General features: G+C 48.5%; 27 protein-coding genes. 15 read left to right on the forward strand and 12 right to left on the reverse strand.

Going from position 1 to position 26,415, the window contains the following annotated elements:
* Positions 1-2 precede the first annotated feature (2 nt).
* Genes LRP50_RS01855 through LRP50_RS01920 form a run of 14 tightly spaced genes read left to right on the forward strand, consistent with a single transcriptional unit; the run spans position 3 to position 13,306 of the window.
* Positions 3-260 (forward strand): acyl carrier protein, encoded by a 258-nt coding sequence (locus LRP50_RS01855; RefSeq protein WP_274162808.1) that lies wholly within the window; start codon positions 3-5, stop codon positions 258-260.
* The gene (locus LRP50_RS01860; protein WP_274162809.1) at positions 260-814 is read left to right on the forward strand and encodes a COG4648 family protein; all 555 of its coding nucleotides are present in this window, start codon (positions 260-262) and stop codon (positions 812-814) included. The genes LRP50_RS01855 and LRP50_RS01860 overlap by 1 nt, the downstream gene beginning before the upstream one ends.
* Positions 814-2,181, forward strand: coding sequence for an AMP-binding protein (locus LRP50_RS01865; RefSeq protein ID WP_274163005.1), 1,368 nt, complete (start codon positions 814-816; stop codon positions 2,179-2,181). Before LRP50_RS01860 ends, LRP50_RS01865 begins: the two co-directional genes overlap by 1 nt.
* A gap of 22 nt (positions 2,182-2,203) precedes the next feature.
* On the forward strand, positions 2,204-2,554 hold the full coding sequence (locus LRP50_RS01870; RefSeq protein ID WP_274162810.1) for an ApeI family dehydratase: 351 nt from the start codon (positions 2,204-2,206) through the stop codon (positions 2,552-2,554).
* Positions 2,551-4,245 carry a glycosyltransferase family 2 protein gene (locus tag LRP50_RS01875; RefSeq protein WP_274162811.1) on the forward strand — a complete coding sequence of 565 codons (1,695 nt, stop codon included), beginning with the start codon at positions 2,551-2,553 and terminating at the stop codon, positions 4,243-4,245. Before LRP50_RS01870 ends, LRP50_RS01875 begins: the two co-directional genes overlap by 4 nt.
* Positions 4,229-5,776 (forward strand): HAL/PAL/TAL family ammonia-lyase, encoded by a 1,548-nt coding sequence (locus tag LRP50_RS01880; protein WP_274162812.1) that lies wholly within the window; start codon positions 4,229-4,231, stop codon positions 5,774-5,776. The genes LRP50_RS01875 and LRP50_RS01880 overlap by 17 nt, the downstream gene beginning before the upstream one ends.
* Positions 5,773-6,213, forward strand: a complete 441-nt coding sequence (locus tag LRP50_RS01885) for an acyl-CoA thioesterase (protein WP_274162813.1) — start codon at positions 5,773-5,775, stop codon at positions 6,211-6,213. The genes LRP50_RS01880 and LRP50_RS01885 overlap by 4 nt, the downstream gene beginning before the upstream one ends.
* Complete coding sequence (locus tag LRP50_RS01890; RefSeq protein ID WP_274162814.1) at positions 6,191-6,808, forward strand: outer membrane lipoprotein carrier protein LolA; 618 nt, start codon at positions 6,191-6,193, stop codon at positions 6,806-6,808. The genes LRP50_RS01885 and LRP50_RS01890 overlap by 23 nt, the downstream gene beginning before the upstream one ends.
* 34 nt (positions 6,809-6,842) lie before the next feature.
* On the forward strand, positions 6,843-9,080 hold the full coding sequence (locus tag LRP50_RS01895; protein WP_274162815.1) for an MMPL family transporter: 2,238 nt from the start codon (positions 6,843-6,845) through the stop codon (positions 9,078-9,080).
* Between the two features lie 2 nt (positions 9,081-9,082).
* A complete protein-coding gene (locus tag LRP50_RS01900; protein ID WP_274162816.1) occupies positions 9,083-9,664 on the forward strand; it encodes a DUF3261 domain-containing protein in 582 nt (193 codons plus the stop codon).
* A gap of 24 nt (positions 9,665-9,688) precedes the next feature.
* Positions 9,689-10,891 (forward strand): beta-ketoacyl-[acyl-carrier-protein] synthase family protein, encoded by a 1,203-nt coding sequence (locus LRP50_RS01905; RefSeq protein ID WP_274163006.1) that lies wholly within the window; start codon positions 9,689-9,691, stop codon positions 10,889-10,891.
* Complete coding sequence (locus tag LRP50_RS01910; protein ID WP_274162817.1) at positions 10,888-11,352, forward strand: hotdog family protein; 465 nt, start codon at positions 10,888-10,890, stop codon at positions 11,350-11,352. Before LRP50_RS01905 ends, LRP50_RS01910 begins: the two co-directional genes overlap by 4 nt.
* A complete protein-coding gene (locus LRP50_RS01915) occupies positions 11,349-12,074 on the forward strand; it encodes a 3-ketoacyl-ACP reductase FabG2 (RefSeq protein WP_274162818.1) in 726 nt (241 codons plus the stop codon). Before LRP50_RS01910 ends, LRP50_RS01915 begins: the two co-directional genes overlap by 4 nt.
* Positions 12,071-13,306: a beta-ketoacyl-ACP synthase gene (locus LRP50_RS01920; RefSeq protein WP_274162819.1), complete on the forward strand. Its 1,236-nt coding sequence runs from the start codon at positions 12,071-12,073 to the stop codon at positions 13,304-13,306. Before LRP50_RS01915 ends, LRP50_RS01920 begins: the two co-directional genes overlap by 4 nt.
* A gap of 89 nt (positions 13,307-13,395) precedes the next feature.
* Here the strand turns inward: LRP50_RS01920 and acpS are convergent, their stop codons facing one another.
* The 11 genes from acpS to rpoE all read right to left on the reverse strand — a co-directional run bounded on the left by acpS (position 13,396) and on the right by rpoE (position 22,350).
* Positions 13,396-13,776 (reverse strand): holo-ACP synthase, encoded by a 381-nt coding sequence (gene acpS / locus LRP50_RS01925; RefSeq protein ID WP_274162820.1) that lies wholly within the window; start codon positions 13,774-13,776, stop codon positions 13,396-13,398.
* Positions 13,776-14,507 carry a pyridoxine 5'-phosphate synthase gene (gene pdxJ, locus LRP50_RS01930; RefSeq protein WP_016960299.1) on the reverse strand — a complete coding sequence of 244 codons (732 nt, stop codon included), beginning with the start codon at positions 14,505-14,507 and terminating at the stop codon, positions 13,776-13,778. Before pdxJ ends, acpS begins: the two co-directional genes overlap by 1 nt.
* Positions 14,507-15,217: a DNA repair protein RecO gene (gene recO / locus LRP50_RS01935; protein ID WP_274162821.1), complete on the reverse strand. Its 711-nt coding sequence runs from the start codon at positions 15,215-15,217 to the stop codon at positions 14,507-14,509. The genes pdxJ and recO overlap by 1 nt, the downstream gene beginning before the upstream one ends.
* A 20-nt stretch (positions 15,218-15,237) precedes the next feature.
* Positions 15,238-16,152 (reverse strand): GTPase Era, encoded by a 915-nt coding sequence (gene era / locus LRP50_RS01940; RefSeq protein WP_274162822.1) that lies wholly within the window; start codon positions 16,150-16,152, stop codon positions 15,238-15,240.
* Positions 16,149-16,823, reverse strand: coding sequence for a ribonuclease III (rnc, locus tag LRP50_RS01945; protein WP_274162823.1), 675 nt, complete (start codon positions 16,821-16,823; stop codon positions 16,149-16,151). The genes era and rnc overlap by 4 nt, the downstream gene beginning before the upstream one ends.
* Before the next feature lie 11 nt (positions 16,824-16,834).
* Positions 16,835-17,734 carry a signal peptidase I gene (gene lepB, locus LRP50_RS01950; RefSeq protein ID WP_274162824.1) on the reverse strand — a complete coding sequence of 300 codons (900 nt, stop codon included), beginning with the start codon at positions 17,732-17,734 and terminating at the stop codon, positions 16,835-16,837.
* Between the two features lie 22 nt (positions 17,735-17,756).
* Positions 17,757-19,553: a translation elongation factor 4 gene (lepA, locus tag LRP50_RS01955; protein WP_274162825.1), complete on the reverse strand. Its 1,797-nt coding sequence runs from the start codon at positions 19,551-19,553 to the stop codon at positions 17,757-17,759.
* Between the two features lie 76 nt (positions 19,554-19,629).
* Positions 19,630-20,124, reverse strand: coding sequence for a SoxR reducing system RseC family protein (locus LRP50_RS01960; protein WP_274162826.1), 495 nt, complete (start codon positions 20,122-20,124; stop codon positions 19,630-19,632).
* Positions 20,121-21,110, reverse strand: a complete 990-nt coding sequence (rseB, locus tag LRP50_RS01965) for a sigma-E factor regulatory protein RseB (RefSeq protein ID WP_274163007.1) — start codon at positions 21,108-21,110, stop codon at positions 20,121-20,123. Before rseB ends, LRP50_RS01960 begins: the two co-directional genes overlap by 4 nt.
* Positions 21,111-21,115: 5 nt before the next feature.
* Complete coding sequence (locus LRP50_RS01970; RefSeq protein WP_274162827.1) at positions 21,116-21,742, reverse strand: RseA family anti-sigma factor; 627 nt, start codon at positions 21,740-21,742, stop codon at positions 21,116-21,118.
* A 29-nt stretch (positions 21,743-21,771) separates the two neighbouring features.
* Positions 21,772-22,350 carry an RNA polymerase sigma factor RpoE gene (gene rpoE / locus LRP50_RS01975; RefSeq protein ID WP_274162828.1) on the reverse strand — a complete coding sequence of 193 codons (579 nt, stop codon included), beginning with the start codon at positions 22,348-22,350 and terminating at the stop codon, positions 21,772-21,774.
* 450 nt (positions 22,351-22,800) lie between these two features.
* Here rpoE and nadB point away from each other — a divergent pair, with 450 nt between their 5' ends.
* Positions 22,801-24,417, forward strand: a complete 1,617-nt coding sequence (gene nadB, locus LRP50_RS01980) for an L-aspartate oxidase (RefSeq protein ID WP_274162829.1) — start codon at positions 22,801-22,803, stop codon at positions 24,415-24,417.
* A gap of 74 nt (positions 24,418-24,491) precedes the next feature.
* Here the strand turns inward: nadB and LRP50_RS01985 are convergent, their stop codons facing one another.
* Positions 24,492-26,300: a methyl-accepting chemotaxis protein gene (locus tag LRP50_RS01985; protein WP_274162830.1), complete on the reverse strand. Its 1,809-nt coding sequence runs from the start codon at positions 26,298-26,300 to the stop codon at positions 24,492-24,494.
* Positions 26,301-26,415 lie beyond the last annotated feature (115 nt).

The following is a 26,415-nucleotide window of genomic DNA, read 5'->3' on the forward strand; positions in this document are numbered from 1 at the left end:
ACATGACTGACGTAAACAAAGCACAAATATTCGAACAAGTTCGCGATGCGCTAGTCGAACTCTTTGAATTAGCACCTGACGACATCACCCCTGAAGCCCGCCTCTATGATGAGCTGGATCTTGATAGCATTGACGCCGTTGATCTCGTGGTACATTTACAAAACACCACAGGCAAAAAAATCAAACCCGATGAGTTTAAGTCGGTGCGTACAGTGCAAGATGTTGTCGATGCTGTTGCTGATTTGCTAGCAGCACAGTAATGAGATCCCTCAGTGCGGTAGCCGGAATGCTGCTTCTTGCTTACCCACTGGCGGTCTATGCAGGATTGTCCTATTGGGGTGCAGCACCTTTGGCACTGGTTCTCATTGTTCTTTTTGCTTGTCGTATCGTATCAAGCAGACGTTCAAAGAGTGGGCCACTCAAACATTTAGCCATACTCACTGGCACAATAGGAATAGCACTGGCATCTCTGGGCTACCTTTTCAAACAGCATGACTGGTTTCTCTACTATCCCGTGGTGGTCAACGCTGTCATGCTGGCGATATTTGCGCATAGTCTGAGTCAACCTCAGAGCATTGTTGAAAAGTTAGCGAGATTGCAAGACCCAGACCTTCCCCCCTCGGGAGTCAGTTACACGCGAAAAGTCACCAAGGTCTGGTGCCTGTTTTTTCTCCTAAACGGTAGCATTGCATGGCTCACCTGTTTCATGCCTCTGAGTAACTGGACTTTGTATAACGGCTTACTCAGCTACTTAGCTGCAGGAACACTGTTTGCCGTGGAGTATTTAGTAAGAAAAAAGGTTCAAGCTTCGTGATTTCTTTCACTCCACTTTCAGCACTGATTAGCTCGACGGATAGACCCCACACTCATCCCGTCGCCATTGACGACAATGGTAACGAACGAAGCTGGCGTGACTTCACTCGCCATGTCATGACGCTTAGCCACCAGCTCGCTGCGCGACCTGAAAAAGAATGGGCTCTAGCCTTTGAAGACAGTTACCTCTTTTCCGTCGCGTTTTTTGCATTGTGTCATGCCAACAAGTCGGTCATTTTACCAGGAAACCTTCAGCCGGGAGCACTCACTGAGCTCACAAGCTGCTGCGATGGCATTCTTCACGATACACGTGTGATAGCGCCAAAAGGCCTCTTAACACTAACGTTGCCGGACGCGCTCATCCCAACCAATGACGCGCTACCCGCGCTACAACCGTTTACTGATCTTAAGTTAACCTTGTTCACCTCAGGCTCAAGTGGCGTACCTAAAGCTATCGAAAAGTCACTACATCAACTACAAGAAGAATTGAACCAGCTTGAACAACAGTGGGGAAAGCAGGTTCAACAAGCGACGTTTTTTAGCACTGTTTCTCACCAGCATATCTACGGTTTTCTGTTTCGTATTCTCTGGCCATTAAGCGCAGGTCGCCCATTTATGTGCCGCGACTTGGTTTACCCAGAACAAGTTATTGCTCAAGCAAAGGGGCACCATGTGCTCGTCAGTAGCCCCGCGTTGTTAAAACGGTTATCAGAACAAACCAACTCTGACGGTTATTGCTCCATCTTTTCATCTGGAGGCCCCCTTCCGTATGACGCCGCACAGCACAGTATCGCCAGTCTTGGGTATCTTCCGATCGAAGTCTATGGCAGTACGGAAACAGGCGGCATTGGCTTTCGTCAGCAAACCAGTGAGTCCTCACCTTGGCGTTTGTTTGATGGGATCACGGCATCACTCAATGAAAGCGGCTGCTTATCCTTACGCTCCCCTTATATTGACCCTCAGCAGTGGTATCACACCGCGGATATCTGCGAACTGTTCGATGATCGCCACTTTCTTCTGAAAGGCAGAGCCGATCGAGTGGTTAAAGTTGAAGAAAAACGCGTATCTCTGACGGAAATCGAGCAACGCCTTTGCCAAAGCCCGTGGGTGACGGACGCGGCGTCAGTTGTGCTATCACAAGGTGGTAGGCAGGTCATTGCCGCAGTCGTGGTATTATCTGCACAAGGTTTGGATATTATCCAAGAGACTAGCCAAGGAAAATTCAAGCTTTCGCTCCGTCACGCTATGAGAGAATGGCTTGAACCTATTGCGATTCCACGGCGATTAAAGTTCGTGCAAAATATCCCGCAAAATAGTCAGGGGAAAAGACAGCATTCGCTCATTGAAGCTCTATTTACCGACGAATAGCATCACGGCATACAGGAACAATATGCAACGAAAACCCACACTGGTCAGTGTCGAACTCAATGAAGATTCGGCCTCATTAAAACTCAAAATGGACCATACGCTCGAGGATTTTAAAGGGCATTTCCCGCAATACCCAATCCTCCCTGGCGTCACACAAATCGATCTAGCCGTTCAGTATGCTCGTGAGTATTTTGGTCTTTCTGGCTCGTTTGGTGGAATGGAAGTGATCAAATTTCAAGAACCAATATTGCCCGACATGGTCGTCACCCTCTCATTGACGTGGCACGCTGAGAAGCAAAAACTGTACTTCCGCTATGACTCCGACAAGTCTACTCACTCGTCAGGACGGATGATGTTGAGTGAGCATGCATGAGCGCATACTCTCCTTGTTTTTTAATCCCTTGTTATAACCACGGCGCAACGATTGGTGCTGTGGTTGAGGCACTGCGTGACTTTTCACTCCCCGTGTTAATTGTTGATGATGGGAGTGACGAGCAAACCAAGCAACAATTGTCTGTGGTTGCTCAATCGCCTCACGTCTACCTTCATACGCTAACCGAAAATCAAGGCAAAGGCGGCGCCGTCATGGCGGGGTTCAGAAAAGCCACCGAGTTGGGCTTTTCACATGCATTACAAATTGATGCTGACGGACAACATGATTTGACAGCCGTCCCTTCGTTGATTGCAGCCTCAACTGCGAACCCAGCTTCGTTAATCTCGGGTCGTCCGATCTACGATGAATCGGTGCCCAAATCACGGCTATATGGACGTTATATCACCCATTTTTGGGTCATGCTGGAAACTCTGTCCACAACAATCAAAGATTCGATGTGCGGTTTTCGTGCTTATCCATTGGTACAAACCCTTGCCGTGATTGACCAATCATCACCCGGTAAGCGCATGGATTTCGACATTGAAATCATGGTGCGCATGTACTGGGAAGCGATAGACGTTCGGTTTATTGATATTCGCGTCATTTATCCAGAAGGCGGCATCTCTCATTTTGATGCGCTTAGAGACAACATGCGGATCAGTAAAATGCACACCTTACTGTTCTTTTCTATGCTGCCGAAAATCCCTCATCTCCTCGCGATGAAACGCCAAAATAAGCAGCACTGGTCGGCACGTAAAGAACGCGGCACCATTTTAGGTATAAAGATTCTGTTGGGTATCTACCGCTTGCTTGGGCGCAAAGCTTTTAGCTTATTGTTACGTCCAGTCATGGCCTATTACTGGTTAACGGGTAAAGCGGCTCGAGAAGCATCAAAAGACTATTTGTCCAAACTAGAAGCCTTTTCCACCCAATATGGTCACCCCATACCCCCTAACCTATCGACTTACCGACACTTGGTTTCTTTTGGCGAAACCATGCTGGACAAGCTAGCAGCATGGCAGGGTGATTTTAACGAAAGCCATTTAACTATTTCCGGCGCAGAGCATTTTCAACACTTAGCGGCAGAAAAACGTGGAGCCATATTAATTGGCTCACACCTTGGGAATATCGAACTTTGTCGAGCGCTCAGTCGGCGCCATACCCACATAAAAATTAATGCACTGGTGTTTACTGAACACGCTGAACAATTCAACAGCGTGATGGATGAAGTCAACGCGAATTCCTCGGTGAACCTCATCACGGTATCCCACTTAGGGCCAGACACCGCGATCATGCTGCAACAAAAAATAGATGACGGCGAATGGGTAGTGATCGTTGGAGATCGCACATCGGTAACGCGAGAAGGTAGAGTCGTCATGGCTGATTTCTTAGGTGAGCCTGCGCCCTTTCCCCAAGGCCCATTCATTTTGGCCGCCGTGTTAAAAGCACCGGTATTTCTTCTTTTCGGCATTCGAGACGAAAACAGCAACGATCCACATTTCAACGTGTATTTCGAACCATTCTACGATCCCATCCTCCTTCCACGCGGGAAGCGAGAGGACGCTCTACAAAAAGTCGTCGCACACTATGCAAGCCGACTTGAACACCACACACTAAAAGCGCCACTTCAATGGTATAACTTTTTCAATTTCTGGCAGTTAACGAGCAACGACAATGACATTCAACGCTGATAACACAATCGTATTCGGTGATGGCCTACTCACCATCGAATCAGTGGTCGCCATTGCAAATGGACACCATGCCACACTAAACCAAGCTCCTGAGTTCTCAGCACGCATTGATCGTGGAACGCAATTTTTAGAACGTCTACTCAAAGAGGAAGGCGTGATCTATGGCGTCACAACAGGCTATGGGGACTCCTGCACTGTCGCGATTCCTCCTGCGCTGGTTAACGAACTTCCCCTTCACTTAACACGCTTCCATGGCTGTGGGCTGGGACAAAACCTTGATCACATGCAAAGCCGTGCGGTACTCGCCACGAGACTCAATTCTCTGACTCAAGGCGTATCTGGCGTTAGCATGGAGCTGCTCAATCAGCTAGTTACCCTGATAAACAAAGACATTGCGCCACGGATTCCGCAAGAAGGCTCTGTAGGAGCGAGTGGTGATTTAACGCCGCTATCCTATGTCGCAGCCACCTTGATTGGTGAACGCGAAGTCTCTTACAAGGGGGAGCTGCGTCCTACGGCTGACGTATTCGCGGAACTTGGCATAAAACCTATCACGCTAAAGCCCAAAGAAGGCTTAGCGTTGATGAACGGGACCTCTGTAATGACGGCGCTGGCGTGTTTAGCCTTCAAGCGCGCCGAGTACCTCGTGCAACTATCTACTCGTATTACGGCAATGGTGTCTCTGGCGATGCACGGCAATGACTTCCATTTTGATGAAGCGCTTTTCGCCGTAAAACCTCACCCAGGTCAACAGCAAATTGCTCGCTGGTTACGTGAAGACTTACAAGCAGATCGCCCGCCACGCAACAGCGACCGCCTTCAAGATCGTTACTCTTTGCGCTGTGCCCCTCATGTCATTGGCGTTCTGCAAGACACTCTGCCTTGGCTCAGACAGATGATCGAAAACGAGCTTAACAGTGCAAACGACAACCCAATCATTGATGGCGATAATGAGCGAGTGCTGCATGGCGGTCATTTTTATGGTGGTCATATCGCCATGGCCATGGACACCCTAAAAACCGCGGTTGCGAACATTGCCGATCTGCTTGATCGCCAAATGGCGCAATTGATGGATTACAAATTTAACAATGGTCTGCCGTTTAACCTAACAGGTGCTGAGGGTGAGAGAAAGCCCATCAACCACGGATTCAAAGCGGTACAAATTGGCATTTCAGCATGGACTGCTGAAGCATTGAAAAACACCATGCCCGCCAGTGTGTTCTCACGCTCTACAGAATGTCACAACCAAGACAAAGTCAGCATGGGGACAATTGCAGCGCGAGATTGTTTACGCGTACTGGAGTTAACCGAACAAGTGACTGCAGCCAGCTTATTGGCGTCTACACAAGCATTGGAAATACGACGTCGACACGGCGAACTGGATATGAACCATTTCAGCCCCGCACTACGCGAAATGACACAAAACGTGCTAAGTGACTTTGATTTTGTGGTTGAAGATCGACCATTGGAATGCGATCTTCGTCGCTTCATCACACACATTCAGCAACAGGAATGGAACCTGTACAAATGACAAAGGTAGTCCTTGAGGCAGAAGTCACTCTGGTCACGGCATTTCAAGATGCCGATCCCATGGGCGTGATTTACCACGGCAATTACTTTCGTTTTTTCGAAGAAGCGCGTCGGGTCATGATGGAAAAGATTGATTATGGGTACGTTGCAATGATGGATTCCGGCTATATGTGGCCAATCATCGACACTGCCGTCCGATATGTAAAGCCGATACGCTTCAATCACACCATAAGAGTGACCGCCAAACTCTCTGAGTACGAAAATAGACTCCGTACTGATTATGTCATTTATGATGCCCAATCCGGTGCTCGCCTCACCAAAGGGCATACCACTCAGGTAGCCGTGAGTATTGAAAGCGAGGAAATGTGCTTTGTTTCGCCACGAGCATTAACCGACAGATTGGAGGCATATTGCCATGCTGCATCACCTAATCATTAACGTCATACTGCTTATTGCGGTGATGCTCTCTCTGCCAGCAAAAGCATTTGATTTACCTGAGCTCCAGCAACAGCTTTCTTTATCTCCTGTTGTGCGAGGCGATTTTATTCAGGTACGCGAAATCGCCTTGCTGGACATGCCTCTTCAATCACAGGGGCAATTCCTACTGAGTGAGAAGCATGGTTTATTGTGGGAGCAACAAACACCCTTTCCTGTGTCGTTGACCTTGGCTGGCGAAACACTTCGTCAGCGTATTCCAGGGCAACCGGAAACGGTCGTACACGCCAACGAAAATCCAATGGCATTTTATTTTAGTGAGATGTTCCTCTCTCTGTTCCATGCCGACACTCACGTACTAAAAGAACAATTCAACCTCTCGCTAACCGGTGATAAAAACCAATGGCAACTGACATTGATTCCGAACGCCGCCCCTTTGACTCAAGTGTTCAAAAATATTGTGTTATCTGGCGGAGATAACATTGAAACCTTGTCATTGCATGAGCTGCGCGGCGACAAAACCACACTCACCTTTTCTGATATTCAGCATATGCCGACAGTATTAAGCGACGAGGAACGTCTTGCCTTTAGCCACTAGAGCCATTATTTGGCTAATGAGTTTGACTATTTTGATGGGAACAGCCCTATGGCAGCACCCTTCAAATACCCCGATGTTAGACACCAACATCCTCAATCTCCTGCCCAAAGACCAGCAAGATCCGACAGCTCAAAAAGCGTTTCAGCACGTCGCTGAGCAAATGGAAGATCAGGTTGTTATTTTAGTCGGTCACGACACGGAGCAAGGCGCTATTGAAGCTGCTGATTCACTGGCCTCGACACTTTCCACCTTGCCACTTTTTCAACACGTTGATGGAAAGATTTCTACTGAAGACCAAATGGCCTGGATTCGCTCATTCGCTCCCTATAAAGCCCAGCTTTTAACTCCCGCACAAAGAACACGTTTAGCCGCCTCACCCCAGCAACAGGTTAAGCAGGTCATCCAAACGGTGTATAACCCGTTTTCTGGGGTGACAGGATCGGAACTGGCAAGCGATCCTTTTTTATTGTTTCGCGAGTACGTTCAATCTCTTAATGCCCAAAATAGCCGTTTTAAGATGCTCGACGGCTACCTCACCACGTCTCATGAAAACAAACATTATGTGCTGCTTCGCGCCACGCTTCGCGGCTCGTCATACAGCATCGCCAATCAACAATTATTGCCATCACTCATCGCTGCTGAAAACGACGTCGCACAACAATTCAATGCCGACATTCTTCATACTGGTGTGATTTTCTATGCGGCATTTGGTACAGAAAGTGCGCGATCGGAAATTAGCACCATCGGATTAGGATCACTCGTCGGCGTTATTCTCTTGGTGCTGGCGGTATACCGAAGCGTTTTGCCACTAGGGTTAACACTTTTATCCGTCGGAGCAGGCTTGGCTACCGCGTTTGCCGTTAGCTTAATGGTATTTGGGCAAATCCATCTCTTTAGCCTTGTCATGGGGGCTAGCCTTATCGGTGTCTCCATCGATTATGCGTTCCATTTTCTGACAGAACGTCTGGCTGCAGGACAAAAATGGCATCCGCGAAAAGGATGGTTATCCGTGCGTGTCCCCATTACTTTCGGGCTGATTTCAACGCTCATCGCTTACCTCAGCATGCTGGTTGCCCCTTTCCCGGGCTTACAACAATTAGCTTTATTTTCAGCGTGTGGTTTGATCGGTGCATTCCTCTCAGTGATGTGCTGGTTCCCGGTACTTGCCGCCTCGCCATCACGAGATATTGCGCTGCCTCTTTCGCAGCTATCGCATCACTACCTGACTCTTTGGAGGCAATCGACAGTACGATGGGGATTACCTTTCCTTGCCATCGGAATTAGCGCCCTAGGGCTTCACTTTGCTGACTACAACGACAACATCCAGCAATTACAATCGCCTCCCCAAGCACTGAAAATGCAAGAGCAACGTATCCAGTCCATCACAGGACTGAGCAGCAGCCAACCTATGCTGTTAGTGAGAGGCAGCAGCGAACAAGATGTTCTAGAGCAGCTCTACACTCTAAGCCCTTCGTTAGACAAGCTGAAAGAGGAAGGGGCGATTTCCAATTTCCGAAACCTTGCTGATATCGTACCGCCCGCATCGGTGCAAAAAGCCGACTTCGACATAGTACAAGCGCTTTATGCTTCACACTCACAATCCCTTGCAACAACGCTAGGCTTACCGAATAAACCTGCCGCACCCGATGATTTCACAGCACTATTACCTGAACCATTCTTGGCTTCGGCAGCGGGTAAAGCCATGTCTCCACTTTGGCTAGGTGACATTGATGGACAATTTGCTGCCATCGTATTGCTGCAAGAAGTCACCGATACCCAACAGGTTCAGTCCTTAGTTTCAGCGACACCATCCATTACCTTGCTCAATAAAGCGCAAGAAGTGTCGGCACTTTTTGGTGAGTACCGCACGCGTATCAGTGTATTAATGAGCCTGTCGGTCATGGCGATATTATTGGTATTAGCGTGGCGATTTGACCTACGCCAAGCATGCCTTGTCGTTTTGCCTCCCGTGCTTGCTGCAGGTGTTGGTTTGGCGGCAGGGGCTTTGAGCTCAGTCCCCATGAATTTGTTCAACCTTCTTGGTCTGTTTCTGGTACTGGGCATCGGCATCGACTATGCATTGTTCTTTGCTGAACAGAAAGACAGTCAGCGAGCATTGCTCGCCAATTCGTTAGCAGCCCTCACCACCATATTGTCATTCGGTTTGCTCTCCTTGAGTAAAACTGAAGCCATTCATAGTTTTGGCATTACGGTTTTAGTCGGTATTTCCATTGCTTGGCTTTTGTCTCCGCTAGCTATCAAGAGACGTTGATTATGAAAAAAATCCACATCCTCGTTGGGATTATCATGCTATTTGGCTTTACAGGCTGTACCTCCGTCCCCAGAGGAAATCAGGTCAACATTGCGCCGAATACCACAGTAACACTGCCATCACCCGCCAGCTTTGGTGCAACAACCAGTGTCAGCCAACTCATCACCGCAAATTGGAATGGGGAAACGCACACGCTACCGGTTCAATTACAAATTTCTGAAAATAGCGTGGTGTTGGTTGGGTTTTCAAGCTGGGGGACACGCATTCTCACGCTGTCCTATTCAGAAAATGAGATTGAAGAAGACACCTTGGCAGGATTGAATGCCGTATTGCCGGATGGTCGACAAGTACTGCTCAATATCATGTTAACGCTGTGGCCCATAGAGTCATGGATACCGCACCTTTCGCCAATTGGATGGCAACTCATTGAGCGAGATGATAATCGTGTCTTGTTCAATGCCAATGGCGAAACAATCGCTGAAATAAAGTATGATGAACCCCTGCTCGCAGGGAAAATACCGGACACTATTCGCTTTGAGCAATTACGTCAGGACTATCAAATCACCATTAACACCTTAAAGTAAAACGGACTGAAACTCTTAGCGATGATGGTATCAACACACACGACAACCCCCGTTTACATCCATGCTTGTGGCTCACATTCAGCACTCGGGCTGACCGAGACTGACATTCATGACAGCCTTACAACAGGCGAAAGTCGAGGCATGACGGGTGATGCATTTCTTCTCAATGATGGCTCCACTGTGACGGTTGGTAGAGCCACAGATGCGCTACCTGCTATTAACCCGCACAACCCCCATCACAACACTCGCAATAACCAACTTGCCGCATCAGCGCTGTTACAAATGCGGGATAAGATTGAACAGGCAAAAGTAACATTTGGTGCTGATCGCATCGCCGTGGTGGTAGGTTCGAGCACCTCAGGGATCTCTGATGGGGAGTTGGCACTTAAGCACCTTGATGACAATGGCGCACTCCCAGAGGGGTTTCACTATTATCAACAAGAGCTTTGCAACCTCTCTGATTATATCAATGACACGTTTGGTTTAACGGGGCTACATTATGTGGTTTCCACTGCGTGTTCATCCAGTGGCCGGGTGTTTATTACCGCAAAGCGCTTACTCAAAGCCGGATTGGCTGACGCCGTCATTGTTGGGGGGACAGATAGCCTTTGTGCCCTGACTCCGAATGGATTTCACAGTTTAGATTCCGTTTCATCGTCACTTTGCCAACCTTTTGGTGCAGAGCGAGATGGCATTAATATCGGCGAAGCTGCAGCGTTTATGCTCTTATCTTTAACACCTCCCGACAACGGCTCTGCCATCGCATTGTTAGGCGCGGGTGATAGCTCAGACGCACACCATATCTCCGCGCCAGAACCGGAAGGCAAAGGCGCTGAAGAAGCCATGCGAAAAGCGCTAAAAGATGCAGGGTTATCAGCCAATGATATTGGCTATGTCAACGCGCATGGTACCTCAACGCGACTAAACGACGCCATGGAGTCCAAAGCGATACTCCGTGTTTTGGGTGACCAAATCCCCGTCAGCTCCACCAAGCCACTAACAGGACACACTTTAGGTGCGGCCAGTGCTATTGAAGCGGTGATTTGTTGGCACATCCTAAACCACAATCTTTCTCTACCGGTTCCGGCTCAAACGCATGAACGCGATCTATCTATTGCGCCCATTCGCATCGCGAATCATGGTGAACACCTTGAACGTAAAGTGATTTTGAGCAACTCGTTTGCCTTTGGTGGCAATAACGTTTGCCTGATTTTTGGAAAGCTATGAACAATCATCCTTCACTCAACCAGCTTTTGCCTCATCAAGCGCCCATGATCCTGATTGACGCATTGATCGATGTCGGCGAAACGCATGTGCATTGTCGCGTCACTGCCCACGCTGACAACCTCTTTTTCGATAAAGATGCTCAAGCTATTCCGGGCTGGGTTGGCATTGAATTCATGGCACAAACGGTTGCTGTATGGTCGGGGTATCAGGCATGGAAAGACGATAAACAGCCCCCGATTGGTTTTTTACTCGGTAGCCGCAGATACCAAAGCGAACTCGCAGAGTTTCGCGCAGGAACCGTACTCGACATTCATGCCACACACATGATGGAAAGCAATGGCATGGCCGTATTTAGCTGCCGTATTGAACATCAAGGTCAAGACATTGCCAGCGCACAACTGAATGCCTATGTACCATCAGAAGAAAAGCTTCAAGAAATGATAAACAGGACCCCAAAATGAATCGAGATGTACTCGTTACCGGTGCCAGCAAAGGAATAGGACGAGCGATCGCCCTCCAACTGGCGAAAGACGGTTTTAACGTAGTGATCCATTACGGCCGCGATCTGACTGGTGCACAATCCACACTTGCTGAAGTTGAAGCAGCAGGTGGACAAGGGCGACTGATCACCTTTGATATTGCCAATCGAGAGCAATGCAGAACCATGCTTGAAGCCGACATCGAAGCCCATGGTGGTTACTACGGTGTAGTAAATAATGCGGGTATCACCGCAGACACGGCCTTCCCAGCAATGACAGACGACGAATGGGACGGCGTCATACACACAAATTTAGACAGTTTTTACAACGTACTGCACCCTTGTGTCATGCCAATGATCCAATGTCGTCGCGGTGGCCGCATTGTCACCATGGCGTCGGTTTCTGGCATCATGGGGAATCGCGGACAAACCAATTATAGCGCTGCCAAAGCCGGCATTATTGGAGCATCCAAAGCGCTTGCGCTAGAGTTGGCAAAACGAAAGATCACCGTAAACTGTGTCGCACCTGGCCTGATAGATACGGGAATGGTAGACGATCACGTCAAAGAGCATGCACTGCCACAGGTCCCGATGCGCCGCATGGGCAAACCTGAAGAAGTTGCTGGATTAGTCAGTTATCTTATGTCTGATTCAGCTGCATATGTCACCCGTCAGGTAATCTCAGTCAATGGAGGACTGATATGAATCGCAGAGTTGTTATCACTGGTATGTCTGGTGTTACTGCGTTTGGCAACGAATGGCAAGATGTGCAGCTTAAGCTGCGCGAAATGAAAAATGCTGTGCGTTATATGCCTGACTATGAGCAGTACAACGGGCTTAACACCAAACTGGCCGCGCCAGTGCCCGGTTTTTCACTGCCCGCACATTACCCTCGTAAAAAAGTGCGTGGTATGGGGCGCGTGTCTCAATTGTCTACGGTGGCGACTGAAAATGCCCTGAATCAAAGCGGGCTGATTGGTCATGAGGTACTCACTAATGGGCAAACAGGTATTGCGTATGGTTCATCGACAGGCAGTACCCCCGCCATCGGTGCATTTGGTGTCATGCTGAATGAAAAAACCACTAAAGCCATCACAGCGACGACCTATGTTCAAATGATGCCGCATACTGCCGCGGTCAATGTTGGGCTCTTTTTTGGCTTAAAAGGCCGAGTGATCCCAACCAGTAGTGCTTGTACATCCGGAAGCCAAGCTATTGGGTACGCTTACGAAGCTATCAAACACGGTTATCAAACCGTCATGGTCGCTGGTGGAGCAGAAGAATTGTGCCCAACAGAATCCGCAGTGTTTGACACCTTGTTCGCCACCAGCCTTAAAAATGATGCGCCAGAAACAACCCCCCGACCTTACGACGTTGATCGAGACGGTTTGGTGATAGGCGAAGGTGCTGGCACCTTGGTTTTAGAAGAGTATGAGCACGCTGTTCAGCGTGGCGCGAATATTTTCGCCGAAATCGTCGGGTTTGCAAGCAACTGCGATGCCGCACACGTTACCCAGCCTAGTCGTGAAACTATGCAGATTTGCATGGAAATGGCACTCGAAAATGCCCATTTACCTGCGACGAAAATTGATTATGTCTCAGCACATGGGACGGCGACCGAAAAAGGTGATATTGCGGAAAGCCAAGCCACTGCAAATGTGTTTGGGTCACGTATACCGATGAGTTCTCTAAAGAGTTATTTTGGTCATACACTCGGTGCCTGCGGTGCAATCGAAGCTTGGTTGAGTGTAGAAATGATGAATGAGGGGTGGTTCAGCCCAACATTGAATCTCGAGAATATTGATCCTGCCTGTGGCGATTTAGATTACATTCGCGGTGAAGGCCGTCACATTGATTGCAGCTACATCATGAGTAACAACTTCGCGTTTGGTGGTATCAATACCTCGATTATCTTTAAGCGCCACATCCCTGCATAACTCCCGCTAATAAGCATAAAAAAACGCCCGGGATATTGTTCAGTATCACGGGCGTTATTCGTTCAGTACTTTTCGCTCAACACAAACCGCTATCGCTCCAGTAATACCGTTGCAACGGCATAACGCTTTTCGTCTGCAATGGTAAGCAGGATATTTGTCACTTGGCGCTCATCCGCTAACTGTTTAGCGACACCAGTAAACGCTACGATAGGCTTACCCAAGTCATCATTGCTGACTTCGAAATCATGCAGCGTCACGCCACACGCTATTCCTGTGCCCAGTGCTTTTGCCGCAGCTTCTTTAACAGCAAAACGCTTTGCCAAATAACGAGCAGGAAATTTGGTGGTGTTGTACTTAACCATTTCGCTGTCAGTGAGTACGCGTTTAGCAAACGCGTCCCCGCTTCGCTCGATGATTTTATCAAGTCGATCAATCTCAACAATGTCTGTCCCTAGACCAACAACTGACATTAGCGACGTGCGTCCTGCATGATAGCTTTCATGTCTGCGACCGCTTTTGGTAGACCATCAAAGACGGCACGACCAATAATGGCATGACCGATATTCAGCTCGTAGATCTCTGGGATCTTGGCTATCGGTGTCACGTTGTGATAGGTCAGACCATGGCCTGCATTCACCTTGATACCTTGGTCTGCTGCATAGCTCGCACCCGCAGCGATTTTCTTCAGTTCAGCTTGCATCTCTTCTTCAGATTCTGCATCCGCATAACTGCCGGTGTGAAGTTCAATAAACGGCGCACCACACGCTTTCGCAGCATCAATCTGCGCACGGTCAGCATCGATAAACAGTGACACTTTGATGCCCGCTTCCGTTAACGTCTGCGTGGCAGCTTTGACTTTCTCTAGCTGACCAACCACGTCCAAGCCACCTTCAGTGGTTAGCTCTTCACGCTTCTCTGGTACCAAGCACACGTAAGCAGGTTTTACGTCCAATGCGATGGCGACCATTTCATCGGTCACGGCCATTTCTAGGTTCATACGCGTTTGCAGCGTGTCTCTAAGAATGTAGACGTCACGATCTTTAATGTGGCGGCGGTCTTCACGTAAATGCACAGTGATACCATCAGCACCTGCACGCTCTGCTATTTCAGCTGCATGAACAGGATCAGGGTATTTAGTGCCACGTGCATTTCGAACGGTTGCGACGTGGTCAATGTTGACGCCCAGATAAATGGTATTCATTACGTTAATTTCCTTGTTCTTAACGAAAATAGCTCTCGGCTTTTTAGAGGCTTGGAGCCAAGATACGGCTTGAGTGCCAGCCGTGTAAAGCGCTTCGCCGCTTTTAGCTGGTCTGCCGTTGAAAATTGTCTCGAAGATAGCGCCATCAAGTCGCTGCCCGTAAACACAAGGTTGTTGCTCTTCATCAGCGAAGCCACAAAACCAAGTTGTTCCCGAAATATATATGTCATGCGCTCGTCAACAGGTTCACCGCTGCCCGCACAATTGAGAAAGTCGATACCGTAGCCAAGAGAGTCGAGCAAGGCAAGTTCAAAGCGACGCAAAGCGGGTTCAGGGTTGGCGTGTTGTGCCAATTCCGTCAATGCCGTCACGTAATCAAAGAACAGCTGATGATAAGACGTTTCCTGTTCAACCACACGGCTCAATATCTCATTAAGATAGAAGCCTGAGAACAGTGCATTACCAGAAAGCGGGATCGCGAGGCCAATCGCTTCAGCATGCCGAAGGGTCCGCATTTCACCGCGACCAGACCATTTCATCAAAAGTGGAGTAAAGGGCTGAAGTGCCCCTTTAAGGGGAGAGCGCTTGCCACGAGCGCCTTTCGCCATAATGCTGACGCGCCCGTGGCTTTCGCTGAATACATCGAGGATCAGGCTGGTCTCACTGTAAGGGCGTGAGTGCAGAACAAAGCAGCGCTGCAAGCCTTCCATAAGGTATTCCTAATTGTGGATTAAAGGTCGTCGATATAGCCAAGGCTGCGCAATGCGCGTTCGTCGTCAGCCCAACCCGATTTCACTTTCACCCAAAGCTCAAGGTAGACCTTGCGCTCGAACAAACCTTCCATATCCAGTCGTGCTTCACGACCGATGGTTTTAATTTTGTCGCCCGCCTTGCCAATCACCATTCTCTTCTGGCTATTGCGCTCCACGAGAATCAAGCCATTGATTTCAAACCCATCTGTCGCAGGGTTGTAGTCAAAGCGCTCGATTTCTACGGTAACGGAGTATGGCAATTCATCACCCGTAAAACGCATTAGCTTTTCACGGATAATTTCAGATGCCATAAAGCGCTGAGAGCGATCGGTCACGTACTCTTCAGGGAAGTACCACTCGCCTTCAGGCAAATGTGCGCGAACCAATTTCTCAACCACATCAATGTTTTTACCGCTCTTCGCAGAAACAGGCACAACGTCAACGAAGTCCATCTTCTCGCTTAGCGCTTGAAGGTGTGGGAACAAGTCCGCTTTTTCTTTTACGTTGTCGACTTTGTTGATCAGCAGAACAACAGGCAACTCAGACTTTTTAAGCTTATTGAGAACCATTTCGTCGTCGTCAGTCCAGTGTGTACCGTCAACAAGGAAAAGTACCAATTCCACATCCGTTAATGAACTCGCTGCGGCGCGGTTCATCAAGCGGTTAATGGTGCGTTTTTCTTCGATATGAAGCCCCGGAGTATCGACATAAACCGCTTGGAAACCATCACGCGTATCAACACCCATAATGCGGTGGCGTGTGGTTTGTGGCTTACGCGAAGTAATCGACAGTTTCTGACCCACTAAGCGGTTCAGTAGTGTCGATTTACCGACGTTAGGGCGACCAACAATAGCGATAAAGCCACAGTGGTGAATTTCGTGCGTGTCTGTCATGAGTCCAGCTTTTCTAATGCTAGTTCTGCAGCCGCTTGCTCAGCCTTGCGACGACTACTGCCTTTACCAACTACAGGTCGTTCCAAACCTGCTACTTCACACTCAACCGTAAACTGTTGGTTGTGCGCTTCACCGTGCACCTTTGTTACATTATAGGCTGGCAGTGGCTTTCTACGCCCTTGCAGGAACTCCTGCAAACGCGTTTTAGGATCTTTTTGGTTCACGCCCGGCATAATGGTGTCCAGACGCTGCTTGTACCAACTCAGCACTATTCCACGTACCGTTTCCAGATCGCTGTCGAGATAGATAGCACCAATGATCGCTTCTACAGCATCAGCCAGAATTGAGTCACGGCGGAAACCACCACTTTTCAACTCACCAGGGCCCAGCTGCAGGACATCTCCTAGTTCGAACTCGCGGCCCAATTCGGCCAACGTGTTACCACGAACTAAAGTTGCACGCATGCGGCTCATGTCGCCTTCATCAACGTTCGGGAAACGATGGTAGAGATCGTCAGCAACAACGAAACTCAAAATAGAATCACCCAAAAACTCCAAACGCTCGTTGTGTTTTCCACTGGCGCTGCGGTGTGTAAGGGCAAGACTGAGAAACGCCGCATCGTTAAATTCATAACCAATGCGACGTTGTAGTTTATTTGTAGGTGTTGTCATGTCTTTCCAAGTTAATCAATGCCGCCGATACGCTCGAAGCGCACGCCGACAGGTACCCAAGACGGTAGGAAGCTATCGCCTTGTTCGTCAAATTCAAAACTGGTCCAGATAGCGACGGCCTTGCCCACAAGGTTGGCTTCAGGCACAAAACCCCAGAAACGGCTGTCTTTACTGTTGTCACGGTTATCACCCATTACAAAGTATTGGCCTTCTGGTACAACCCATTCACCCTCACCTGGGGTCGGATAATACTGACCTTCTTGGTTTGGCATGTAAGGGTTAACTAGGATTTGGTGTGGTTCTTGGCCTAGCTGTTCTTGTGCTTGAATTAGGTCAACTCCGCGCTGTGTGAATTCACTTTTATGAACATCATCAACCGGCACTAGCTCACACGTTGCTTCACCTTGCTTTTGAACACACAGACGCTTTTCTTCGCTATAGCGAATGGTGTCGCCTGGTAAGCCGATCACGCGCTTGATGAAGTCGATACTAGGCTGTGGCGGGTATTTGAACACCACCACATCACCACGCTCTGGTTTGCCCGTTTCCACCAATTGATGACGGAAAACAGGATCTTTTAAACCGTAAGCGTATTTCTCAACCAGAATAAAGTCGCCCACCAATAAGGTCGGCATCATTGAGCCTGACGGAATTTGGAACGGCTCGTAAATAAACGAGCGCAGTACCAATACCAAGCCAATCACAGGGAACACTGATGCTGCCGTCTCCACCCAGCTAGGCTGAGGGGCGACGCTAGCGATTTGTTCAGCACTTATCTCGCTGCTTTCCAGATTAAGCGTATCCGCCGCTTTTTGCTGACGCAGAGGTGCCCATCTGAATTTATCCAATGCCCAGATAATCCCAGTAAACAGGGTGACAAGCACCAGAATCAGCGAGAAAGTATTAGCCATTATGTTCCCTTAAGTCCTTTTATTACTTATCTTTGCCTACGTGCAGAATTGCAAGGAAGGCTTCTTGAGGCAGTTCAACGTTACCGATCTGCTTCATACGCTTCTTACCGTCTTTTTGTTTCTGCAGTAGTTTCTTCTTACGGCTAATATCGCCACCGTAACACTTAGCGGTTACGTTCTTACGTAGCTGTTTCACGGTTGAACGCGCAATGATGTGCGTACCGATCGCCGCTTGAATCGCAATATCAAACTGTTGACGAGGAATGAATTCCTTCATTTTCTCAACCAAATCACGGCCACGAGTCTGTGCATGATCTTTGTGAGTAATGATCGCCAATGCATCCACGTTATCACCGTTAAGCAATACATCGACACGCACCATGTTTGACTCTTGGTAACACTGGAAGTTGTAATCCAGTGACGCATAACCACGTGAGGTTGATTTCAAACGGTCAAAGAAGTCGAGTACCACTTCCGCCATTGGAATATCATACGTCAACGCCACTTGGTTACCGTGATAAACCATGTCTACCTGTGTACCGCGTTTCTCAACACACAAGGTAATTACGTTACCTAGGTATTCAGATGGTACCAAGATGTGACAGCGAGCAATTGGCTCACCCATGATTTCCACGTCGTTAGTCGCAGGCAGCTTCGCCGGGCTGTCAACGTAGATAACGTCACCGTTGGTTTTCTTCACTTCATACACTACGGTCGGTGCTGTGGTGATCAGATCAAGGTTGTATTCGCGCTCTAGACGCTCTTGAATGATTTCCATGTGCAGCATACCAAGGAAGCCACAACGGAAACCAAAGCCAAGTGCTGCTGAGTTCTCTGGTTCATAGAACAGAGATGCATCGTTAAGGCTCAATTTGCCCAATGCGTCACGGAAGTTCTCGTAATCATCAGACGACACAGGGAATAAACCTGCGTAAACCTGAGGCTTCACTTTCTTAAAGCCAGGCAACGCTTTTTCTGCGCCGTTTTTCGCTTGAGTCAGGGTATCACCGACAGGTGCACCCAAAATGTCTTTAATACCACAAACAACCCAGCCCACTTCACCGGTACGCAGACCTTGGGTGTCGGTTTGTTTTGGTGTGAAGATACCGATGCGATCCACGCCCCAGATTTGACCAGTGCTCATCACTTTGATCTTGTCGTTTTTCTTCAGTTCGCCGTTTTTAATACGAACTAAAGAAACAACACCCAAGTAGTTATCAAACCATGAGTCAATAATCAGCGCTTGCAGCGGACCTTCTGGATCACCTTCTGGCGCAGGAATGCTCTTAACGATTTCTTCAAGCACCAAGTCAACGCCTAGGCCTGTCTTCGCAGAACAACGGACGGCTTCCGTTGCATCGATACCAACGATGTCTTCAATTTCTTCAGCCACACGATCAGGATCGGCTGCTGGTAAATCGATTTTGTTCAAGATTGGAACCACTTCTAGGTCCATCTCGATAGCGGTATAGCAGTTCGCCAGTGTTTGGGCTTCTACGCCCTGACCCGCGTCAACCACCAGCAAAGCACCTTCACAGGCCGCCAAAGAACGCGATACTTCGTAAGAGAAGTCAACGTGTCCTGGGGTGTCGATGAAGTTCAGCTGATAGGTTTCCCCATCATTGGCTGTGTAATTCAGCGTCACACTCTGTGCTTTGATGGTGATACCGCGTTCACGTTCTAGATCCATAGAATCCAGAACCTGTGCAGCCATTTCACGGTCTGTAAGACCACCACAAACCTGAATTAAACGGTCTGATAATGTCGACTTACCGTGGTCAATGTGGGCAATAATCGAAAAGTTACGAATGTGCTTCATAGATGGTGTGACTAACTCGTTAATGAAAATGGGACGATCAATAGATCAAGTGGCGGGATTCTACCGAAATTAATGGCTACTCGCTATCTTCTGTTGCGGCATTTATCACCGCCGCACTTGGAATAGCACTGCCAAGGACACGTACAAGTGTCGGTGTCGAACGCGTATCCTGTTCAACCTTCCGCGAAAAGTGGCGTGCTACAGCCACGCCTAATGCGCCTGCGAGCAGCGACAACAAAATGACAATGCCTTCACCCAATGACAATAATGTTGCCAAAAATTGGCCTGACAGTGCGCCTGCAATCGCAAAAAATAACGGCAGAATATAAACCAGCAGCGCCGATGTGAGGACGGTTTGCTCTTCGAGGCCAATCTCAATCACACTGCCAACAGCAACTGCTTGTGATGATGGCACTCTAATATCGAGCACCTTCCCCGGAAGAGCGTTGCTGACAATGCCCGTACCGCAATGACTTTTCGACGCACAGCTACCACAACTTGTTTTTTGCTGGCAACGCACCATCACATAGCCGTCACCATTGCCTGTCACTTCAGCCAGCGCTTTTATCATTGCGTGGGTGTCTCAATAGCGGGCGAAGGCGGCGATTCAGTGGCTGGCGATAGCTTCACAGACTCTGCGACTTTCTTGGCCGTTGCCGGAGGAATATCTCCCACCACGGTGATTTCTGCATTACCAACAACACGGCTATGAAGCGTGCGACTGCCTTTACGAACTAACTGCTCTCTCACCGACATCTTATCGGCTTCAGAGAGATACACAGAAAAGCTAAACAATCCATCGCTGAACATTTGGCTTTCCACTGGACGCTCAGTAATAAGCAATCGATGGCGGTTTTGATAAATCGGCGTAAAACCTTCTGGCAAACCCGTGACCTGCCATTTTAGTTGGGCGCTCGTCTGTCTAGGCACTTGCACGACGGGTGGCAACTCCAACAACGCCAATTGCCCCATTGCTTCGCTGATTTGAGGAGAAAGCGCTAGGGACAAGGCGCGATATTGCTCAATGGGGTCACCATCGCGATCCAAAAGATCAGCACGTACTAACAGCTTGCTGTTTTGGTCAATCCACAATACGTAAGAATAACGCTCACCGTCTTTAGGAGAGACGCGCACCACATCGCTCGCCACACCTGCCTCTCTAGCTCGGCCTAGTGGCACGAAATCATACAAGGTGGCTAAGTGCGCGATATCAGTCTGCATAATGGCCGGAAGCGGCGCAATCATTTGACTACTTTCAATCGTGAAAGGATCAGTACCTGGTTCGAAGTAACTCACTTCATTGCCACGGCGAATCACTTCTCTTGGCGGCCCCGCCAGATAAGCAATGTGACCAAAAGATTCCCCGTCTACGACTGCGTGACGGAAACGAAGAGGTTCGATGCTATTTTTACGCACCAAAATGTAGGATATTTCGTAGTTCTGTTGCTCCGTGGCTTGGCTCATCTGATGCAGCAATGCCTCGGCGGGGTTCTGTTCCGTCGAGGCATTGGCGGCCAAGCTAACCAGTGCAACCACACCGATAAGGAATGGTTTAATCAATCTTATTTGCTCATGTCAGGTGATAGCAAAACGCCTTGGTCGATTTCATCAGCATTGAGCCGAAGCTGCAACTCATAATCTTGGAACATCGCATTCACGCGACGACGTTGCTCCATCAACAATGCTTCAGACGGGTTACCTTGCACCGAGTTTCTACTCAAGCTAACAGGCTCAGCAGAGCCACTCAACGGAATAGTTTGCAACACGGGTGGCTGACTACTCGCAAACGTCGTGTTGGCATCAAAACCACCGTTGTACTGCTGAACACCCACAATCACAACAAGGGATACGGCGGCAGCCATACCAACTTGCGTCAACTGTTGCAGCCAAGAAGGCATTGATGATCTCGCCACTTTTGGCGTAGGCTGAGACTCACGCAATGGCACAACATCAGGTTGCGACGCAGCCGTTTGCAAACCATAAGTTGGTTCGTTGTCCAACGCTGCAGCGACACTGGCGGCAATATCCCAACTTGGATTCTTAGGCGCATCTCCACGCATTACATCACGAGTAACGGCAAAGCTTTTCCATGCTTCTTGCGACGATGGATCATTTTCTAGCGCATCAATTAGCGCCTGATCTATCTCGTTACCATCAAACAATGCGGAAAGGTTTTCTTTTTCAGCCATTTATTTCACCGTTTTAAACAGAAATACTGTTATTGGTTCATGAGTGGACGAACACGTTTGTCTACCGCTTCCCTGGCACGGAAAATACGCGAGCGTACCGTTCCTACCGGGCAGTCCATTACCTCTGCGATCTCTTCATAACTCAAGCCGTCGATTTCACGCAGGGTAATCGCCGTTTTCAGATCGTCAGGCAAGGCATCAATCGTGCTAAATACCACCTGCTTCAACTGTTCAGACAACATAAGGTTCTCAGGGTTCGAAATTTCTTTCAATGCGCCACCATTTTCATAATTTTCTGCTTCTTCAGCATCAATATCACTGGATGGCGGGCGTCGCCCCTGAGCCACTAAATAATTTTTCGCGGTATTCACTGCGATGCGGTACAACCACGTATAAAAGGCACTTTCACCTCGAAAGCCGGGCAAAGCACGATAGGCTTTAATAAAGGCTTCTTGAGCGACATCTGGGACATCACCGCTATTGTTAACATAGCGAGCAATCAGGTTGCTTACCTTATGCTGATATTTGATGACCAACAGATTAAATGCCTGTTTATCGCCGTTTTGTACTCGCTCTATTAGGGCTTGATCAGTTAACTGCTCGCTCATTCGAGCGCCTTCTCCTTATTATTGATACCAATATGCTTATTGATGTGCTCATACTATCGGCACACATTGTCACTGTATAAAATCAGTAGACCGTCAGCATTTGGTATTTCTTTTCGCTCGTTGTCACTTTGCTGTCACTACATGGAAAAATGACACGTCGTAAAGAGTGAGCAAAGTGTATGAGTAACACCGTAAAATAAAGTTCCCTAAAATAGTGGGATTCATCTCGTGATCCGATCCCGATCGCAAAGTCTATCAGATTGCACGACTACTCTGTAATCAATGAGCACTAGCTTATCACGGTCATCAAGAGCATACCGTCGACTCAGTAAGCATTCTACGGCTTGTAAGATTAGTGTAAACTCACTAAACCACCTGAATATCTCGTTGTTTCAAATGAAAGCAGGCGGATTTAAGCGGCTTCATTTGAGAGAAAGGAATACATAATCAATGAGCAATCACCCCGAACATATCTGTGACGTACTGGTTATTGGCAGTGGTGCAGCGGGTTTATCACTAGCACTGCATTTGGCACCCACGCAAAAAGTGATGGTACTGAGCAAAGGACCTCGCAGTGAAGGGGCAACCTATTACGCGCAAGGTGGTATTGCCGCCGTTTTTGACGAAAACGATTCTGTTGAATCCCACGTTGAAGATACACAGATTGCCGGCGATGGCCTTTGTGACGAAAGCATCGTCCATTTTATTGCAGAGAATGCCAAAGAGTGCGTTCAATGGCTGATTGATGGCGGCGTTCCTTTTGATCGCGAAGAAAACAGCAATAGTGATGAACCTAAGTTTCACCTCACTCGAGAAGGTGGACACAGCCACCGACGCATTTTGCATGCGGCTGATGCAACAGGTATGGCGGTGCAAACCTCGCTGCAAGAAAACGTGATGCTTCATCCTAATATTTCAGTGCTTGAGCGCCACAATGCTCTTGACCTCATCACGCGTAAAAAGATTGGTATTTCAGGCGGAAATCGTGTGCTTGGGGCATACATTTGGAACCGTGACAGAGAAGCCGTTGAAACCGTTCGAGCCAAATTTGTCGTGCTCGCCACGGGTGGTGCGTCCAAGGTATACCAATATACGTCCAACCCTGATGTTTCTTCCGGTGATGGCATTGCGATGGCGTGGCGTGCAGGATGTCGGGTAGCCAATCTTGAATTTAACCAGTTTCACCCGACCTGTTTATTCCACCCAGAAGCCAGAAACTTCCTGATCACCGAAGCACTTCGCGGCGAAGGGGCTTATTTGCGCAGACCAGACGGTTCACGCTTTATGCTCGACTTTGACGAACGCGCCGAGCTAGCGCCACGCGATGTTGTCGCTCGTGCTATCGATTACGAAATGAAGCGCCTTGGCGCAGATTGCATGTATATCGACATCAGCCATAAAGACTCGGAATTTGTGATGAAACACTTCCCGACAATTTATGAAAAGTTGCTGACCTATGGCTTTGATTTAACTAAAGATGCCATTCCTATTGTACCTGCCGCGCACTATACCTGCGGTGGCGTGATGGTTGACCTAAATGGTCAAACTGACCTTGAAGGTCTCTATGCAATAGGAGAAGTAAGTTATACCGGCTTGCACGGTGCGAATCGCATGGCGTCCAACTCCTTACTCGAATGTGTCGTGTATGCATGGGCAGCAGCAATGCATATTGGTGATAATGCCGCATCGGCAGAAATCCCCCCACCGCTACCACATTGGGATGACAGCCAAGTGTGCTGTTCAGATGAAGAAGTCGTTATTCAGCATAACTGGCACGAACTGCGCCTCTTTATGTGGGATTACGTCGGCATCGTTCGCTCAACCAAGCGCCTTGAACGCGCATTGCGACGCATTGAATTACTCAAGCAAGAAACCAATGAGTACTACAGTAATTTCCGTGTATCTAACAACTTGTTAGAACTGCGTAATTTGCTGCAAGTTGCAGAGCTCATGGTACGCTGCGCGATGGCGAGAAAAGAAAGCCGCGGCCTGCATTACACTATCGATTACCCCAACAAACAGGAAGATAGCGGCCCGACCATTCTGGTTCCCGACTTTCCATGTTGAACACGTTATTCGTGTCGTAAAAAAGCCCTCTTCATGAGGGCTTTTTCATATTTGCTATTTGTTCACGCAAGATACTATGAACGGAACGCCGCAATGGCTGTTTCTAGCTCCTTGCTTTGCTCTGATACGCGAGCTGCTGCGCGTGCATTCTCACTGGTTGATGCTGTGTTAGCTGAAGTAATGTCCTGAATCGAATGAACGTTCAAGTTCACCTCTTTGGCAACCATGCTTTGCTCTTCTATCGCTGCAGCGATCTGTGTGCTCATGTCCATGATCTGCTGCATATCGATAATGATGTTATCCAGCTCTCCAGCCGCTTCTTCAACATACGAGACAGATTGCTCACTGTCATGCTGACACGATGTGATTCGTTCAACTACTTGGTTTGTTTGCTGCTGCAAAGACCCAATCATGGTCGCGATTTCATCTGTCGATTTATGTGTGCGTGTTGCCAATGTGCGGACTTCGTCGGCTACCACAGCAAAACCACGCCCTTGTTCGCCCGCTCTCGCCGCTTCAATGGCGGCATTCAATGCCAACAAATTGGTTTGCTCAGAGATATCTTTAATGACATCAACCACGCTACCAATTTGCTGAGACAGAGACACCAAGCTATGAATGTCACTGTTAGCTACCCCTAAACCTTCCGACAAGGTAACAATCGCGCTGCGCGTTGCTTGAACCGTTTGATGGCCTTTTTGCGCGCGCAACAGGCTTTGGTCCGCATTAGCGGCGGCAGCTTCCGTATTAGATGCAATTTCACGGATCGTCGCTTCCATCTCGTTAACTGCGGTGGCTGCCATTTCTGCTTCTGAGTGCTGCTTATCAAGCGCCACTTCTGCATGGTTACTGCGCTCTTGCACATCTGAAGCCGTAGCGTTCAAGGTCGTGATAGACACCTTCACGCCCGCAATCAACGTCTGGCAATGTTCGAGCACCATGTTGAAATCAGTGGCGACGACCGCAATTTCATCGTCACCTTCTGTGCGGGCTCGCAATGTAAGGTCACGTTCAACAGCAACTTGCTCCATGGTGCTTGTCAGTGTTTTCAATCGACGCTGAATGTCACGATTGAGCCAAATGCTAATGGCAATCAGTAGCAGAGACACAATGACAAGGGCCAGCCCCGTCATCACGATCAACGCTTCGGTTGATGACTTTAGCTCGTCTTGCAACTGGACGCGCATGGCATCAAAATCAACTTCAACTTGGTGCGTTTGCTCTCGAATATTTCCTAGCAAGCCAGATTTATGGTCCAACCCCACAATGCGCTTTAATTGCAGGTAACGTTCTACTAGCGATTTTTGCTTATCCAATAGAGGGGAGTTTACGCGAGAGGAAATATCAGACCAATTTGCTGAGAACTCATCGAATCGTGTCGTCGAAGTATCTGCCACCAATAATCGAACCAGAGTAATCAAATACTCAACTTCAGCGTTACCCGACTGTTGCTCAAGCAGCGCACTGTTCGTCGCAGTTAGCTCTCCCCACGTACCAGACTCGCGGTTCAATCCCAAATCACGATAACCGTTTGCCAATTTAACAAAGCCACTATGGTAATTTGTCATGGCATTTCTCACTTCGCCAATTTGTGGCAATGCCAAATCCAGCGCATTCGCCTCTTGCTCCAATTGAGAAAGTAGCCCTTCAAACTGAGAAACGTTTCCTTCAAACGTATCAACATATTTGTCATCTAGCCGTGCAAGAAAATCTTTTTCATTACGGCGTAAGTTGAGCAGACCAACTTCCAAGTCCCCTACCAGTGTTAGCTTGGTTTTAAGATCGACCATTCTTTCGGACGCTTGGAAACTGACTAGGCCAAATAAGACCAAAGACACCGCGGAAAAAGCAGTCAATGCGTACAACTTGGTTCTGATTTTCATGTCATCCTTCCCTTAAAATTCATGGGTGCCGTAATTGATAGCAGGTAAGACAAATAACGACTTAAACCCTTATCGGCGGCACTAATGAATGGTTTAGGGATGATGTACGCTAAAC

Source organism: Enterovibrio gelatinilyticus (genome assembly GCF_028683095.1).
In the GTDB taxonomy this organism is placed as follows: domain Bacteria; phylum Pseudomonadota; class Gammaproteobacteria; order Enterobacterales; family Vibrionaceae; genus Enterovibrio; species Enterovibrio gelatinilyticus.

What these genes read in the sequence shown, in the direction of transcription:
- LRP50_RS01985 (WP_274162830.1), bottom strand. Translation starts at nt 26,300, where the DNA reads ATGAAAATCAGAACCAAGTTGTACGCATTGACTGCTTTTTCCGCGGTG.
- LRP50_RS01915 (WP_274162818.1), top strand. Translation starts at nt 11,349, where the DNA reads ATGAATCGAGATGTACTCGTTACCGGTGCCAGCAAAGGAATAGGACGA.
- LRP50_RS01970 (WP_274162827.1), bottom strand. Translation starts at nt 21,742, where the DNA reads ATGGCTGAAAAAGAAAACCTTTCCGCATTGTTTGATGGTAACGAGATA.
- LRP50_RS01855 (WP_274162808.1), top strand. Translation starts at nt 3, where the DNA reads ATGACTGACGTAAACAAAGCACAAATATTCGAACAAGTTCGCGATGCG.
- lepA (WP_274162825.1), bottom strand. Translation starts at nt 19,553, where the DNA reads ATGAAGCACATTCGTAACTTTTCGATTATTGCCCACATTGACCACGGT.
- LRP50_RS01860 (WP_274162809.1), top strand. Translation starts at nt 260, where the DNA reads ATGAGATCCCTCAGTGCGGTAGCCGGAATGCTGCTTCTTGCTTACCCA.
- LRP50_RS01960 (WP_274162826.1), bottom strand. Translation starts at nt 20,124, where the DNA reads ATGATAAAAGCGCTGGCTGAAGTGACAGGCAATGGTGACGGCTATGTG.
- LRP50_RS01885 (WP_274162813.1), top strand. Translation starts at nt 5,773, where the DNA reads ATGACAAAGGTAGTCCTTGAGGCAGAAGTCACTCTGGTCACGGCATTT.
- recO (WP_274162821.1), bottom strand. Translation starts at nt 15,217, where the DNA reads ATGGAAGGCTTGCAGCGCTGCTTTGTTCTGCACTCACGCCCTTACAGT.
- LRP50_RS01910 (WP_274162817.1), top strand. Translation starts at nt 10,888, where the DNA reads ATGAACAATCATCCTTCACTCAACCAGCTTTTGCCTCATCAAGCGCCC.
- LRP50_RS01890 (WP_274162814.1), top strand. Translation starts at nt 6,191, where the DNA reads ATGCTGCATCACCTAATCATTAACGTCATACTGCTTATTGCGGTGATG.
- acpS (WP_274162820.1), bottom strand. Translation starts at nt 13,776, where the DNA reads ATGTCAGTTGTTGGTCTAGGGACAGACATTGTTGAGATTGATCGACTT.
- LRP50_RS01900 (WP_274162816.1), top strand. Translation starts at nt 9,083, where the DNA reads ATGAAAAAAATCCACATCCTCGTTGGGATTATCATGCTATTTGGCTTT.
- LRP50_RS01895 (WP_274162815.1), top strand. Translation starts at nt 6,843, where the DNA reads ATGGGAACAGCCCTATGGCAGCACCCTTCAAATACCCCGATGTTAGAC.
- pdxJ (WP_016960299.1), bottom strand. Translation starts at nt 14,507, where the DNA reads ATGAATACCATTTATCTGGGCGTCAACATTGACCACGTCGCAACCGTT.
- LRP50_RS01870 (WP_274162810.1), top strand. Translation starts at nt 2,204, where the DNA reads ATGCAACGAAAACCCACACTGGTCAGTGTCGAACTCAATGAAGATTCG.
- lepB (WP_274162824.1), bottom strand. Translation starts at nt 17,734, where the DNA reads ATGGCTAATACTTTCTCGCTGATTCTGGTGCTTGTCACCCTGTTTACT.
- LRP50_RS01905 (WP_274163006.1), top strand. Translation starts at nt 9,689, where the DNA reads ATGGTATCAACACACACGACAACCCCCGTTTACATCCATGCTTGTGGC.
- LRP50_RS01875 (WP_274162811.1), top strand. Translation starts at nt 2,551, where the DNA reads ATGAGCGCATACTCTCCTTGTTTTTTAATCCCTTGTTATAACCACGGC.
- LRP50_RS01920 (WP_274162819.1), top strand. Translation starts at nt 12,071, where the DNA reads ATGAATCGCAGAGTTGTTATCACTGGTATGTCTGGTGTTACTGCGTTT.
- nadB (WP_274162829.1), top strand. Translation starts at nt 22,801, where the DNA reads ATGAGCAATCACCCCGAACATATCTGTGACGTACTGGTTATTGGCAGT.
- rnc (WP_274162823.1), bottom strand. Translation starts at nt 16,823, where the DNA reads ATGACAACACCTACAAATAAACTACAACGTCGCATTGGTTATGAATTT.
- era (WP_274162822.1), bottom strand. Translation starts at nt 16,152, where the DNA reads ATGACAGACACGCACGAAATTCACCACTGTGGCTTTATCGCTATTGTT.
- rpoE (WP_274162828.1), bottom strand. Translation starts at nt 22,350, where the DNA reads ATGAGCGAGCAGTTAACTGATCAAGCCCTAATAGAGCGAGTACAAAAC.
- LRP50_RS01880 (WP_274162812.1), top strand. Translation starts at nt 4,229, where the DNA reads ATGACATTCAACGCTGATAACACAATCGTATTCGGTGATGGCCTACTC.